Origin of the sequence: Streptosporangium sp. NPDC006013, from assembly GCF_040614275.1 — a bacterium.
Lineage (GTDB): Bacteria > Actinomycetota > Actinomycetes > Streptosporangiales > Streptosporangiaceae > Streptosporangium.
Genome location: NZ_JBEXUE010000853.1, coordinates 1 through 2,166, shown reverse-complemented (window position 1 = coordinate 2,166; position 2,166 = coordinate 1). Strand labels below are relative to the sequence as shown.

General features: G+C 72.0%; 2 protein-coding genes. Both read right to left on the bottom strand.

The features are described from left to right. Positions 1-1,432 (bottom strand): S41 family peptidase (locus ABZ260_RS50325; RefSeq protein WP_355632877.1); only part of this gene is annotated, 1,432 nt, incomplete at its 3' end. A gap of 122 nt (positions 1,433-1,554) precedes the next feature. Next, on the bottom strand, positions 1,555-2,166 hold a 612-nt coding region (locus ABZ260_RS50320; protein ID WP_355632874.1), incomplete at its 5' end, for a hypothetical protein.

The window sequence follows — 2,166 nt, the reverse complement described above, 5'->3', positions numbered from 1 at the left end:
TGCGGGTCTCGGGAAAGTTGTAGGTGCGGATGCGCTCGGAGCGGTCGACGGTGCGGCGCCGGACGCGACCCGGGCGTCCGGCGGACAGGTCCGCGGAGGTCATCGGGGCCTGGTGGTCGGGGGCGACGCCGATGGTGTTGACGACCTCCCGGTTCGCTCCGATCTCGTGGACCCTGGGCAGGATGAGGATGCTGCCGTCGTCGAGCAGATAGCCGGCTCCGGGGCCGGACACCGCGCCGGCGGTACGGGTGCCGACCAGGGTGCCGAGGCGCAGATCCTTGACCGTACTGGTGAAGGAGTCGCACGCCGAGGCGCAGTTGCGGTCGATGAGCGCGACCAGGGGCAGGCCCAGCAGTGGCACGGTGTCGTCGCTCCGGTTGGCGGTGCAGCGGTCGCGCACGTCGCACCAGTAGCTGGTGACCTTGCCGTGCGACCAGGCGCCGAGCAGCCTGGCGACCTCCTGCGGGCTGCCGCCGCCGTTGCCGCGCAGGTCCAGCACCACCCCGCGCAGGGTCGCCTGCTCGCGCAGGGAGGCGATGGCCTGCAGGACCTTGTCCGCCGCGCCGGGGAAGAAGGCCGGCAGCGCGACGTAGGCGACGGCGCCGGACAGCAGCCTGGAGTCGACCTTCGGCTCCGGTCTCGAGACGGGCGCGGGCGTCACCGAGGCGGTGACGGTGCCGCCGGTGGAGGGACGGCGCAGGGTGAGCCGGATCGCCTTCCCCGCCGGAGGCCTGATGATCCCGTCAAGGACCCCCTGGGAGAGCACCCCGTTGACGAAGAGTGGCACCTCGTCGACCGCGACGAGCTCGTCGCCCGGCCGGATCCCCGCCTTGGCGGCCGGGCCGTCAGGAAGAACGTCGGTGATGAAGGCCGGCGGAGTGGCCGCCGGATCGGCCACTCCCGGAGGACGGATGCCGGAGAGGCGGGCGCCGAGCGACACTCCGCCAGGAGTCGGACGATCCCAGTTCGCGTGGTTGTCGTCGAGGCTCTGCACCATGCCGCGCATCGTCGCCTCCGCGACCGCCTGCCGTACCTCGGGGCCGGCCGGCAACGTGTCGACGACCTTCTGGTAGACGGTGCGGAACGCGGCCCAGTCGGCGTCCTTGCGGCCGGTGAGCGCCGGCAGCGTCGCGTTCGGCCGGTCCAGCCCGCGGCGCTGCAACTCCTGGGTGAGCGCGGTGAACGCGGGCACCAGCAGCGCGCGGGGGTCCAGGACCGGGCCGCTGTAGTAGTTGGCGAAGACGCAGTGGTACGCCTGCTCGATGGTGGTGACGGTGGTCGGCTTCAGCGCCGGAGGTCCGGGTGGTCCGGACGGGGGCGTACACGCCGGTGGCCGGCCGTCGGCCGCGCGGTCGGCGCTCGCGCCGGTGGCCCCGGAACCGATGAGGGCGGCCAGCGCGACCGCGACGACGAACGATTTCCTGTTTCTCATGCCGCCGAGCATCGCGATCATGCCGTTGCCGGGATGTGAACGCGAACGTTAACACCGCCGTAGCGGTCCCTCCGGTAGGGAGCACGGCGCTCGGGCGGGGTGATCCACCCGGCCGCGGCGGGTCAGCCCGGAGCCTGGCCGAGGGCAGTGGCCAGATCCTCACCGGCCCATCCGGTGCCGTCTCTCCAGATCGTCGCGATGTCGAAGGCGGTGGTCAGCATCGCCGGCGCCCACGCGGGCTCGGGGGCCTGGGGGAGCACGAGGAAGAGGTGCTCCGCGCGGTCCCCGCCGACGTGCTCGACCTCCATGATCCGCAGTACCGCCTCGCGCATCCGCTCGTAGGTGTGCCCGCCCTCTCCCAGGACCTCGTACAGGACCGCTCCCCGCGGACCCTTGCAGGTGATGTCGGCGAGAGGGGACTGCGAGGGGGCGAGCCTGGCCCCGTGCAGCTCGGCGATGAGCCGGTAACGCACCTGCTCGTGGACGTGGCACTGCCTGTCGGCGCCGACCCGCTCCTCCAGCGAGGAGACGAAGGACCGGAAGCTCTCATCCGTGGCCGGGGTGTCGGGCCTCATCGTGGTGTTCTCCTCGGCGCTGGTGGGTTCCTCCGGTTCGGGGTGTGCCGATCCGTTCTGCGCGGTGATCGTGGCAGTGGCCGGTTTCCCGGGCATGGTGAGCGTTGAGGTGGCGAGTTCTTCCGGTACGGGGTGTGCCGATCCGTTCTGCACCGTGAT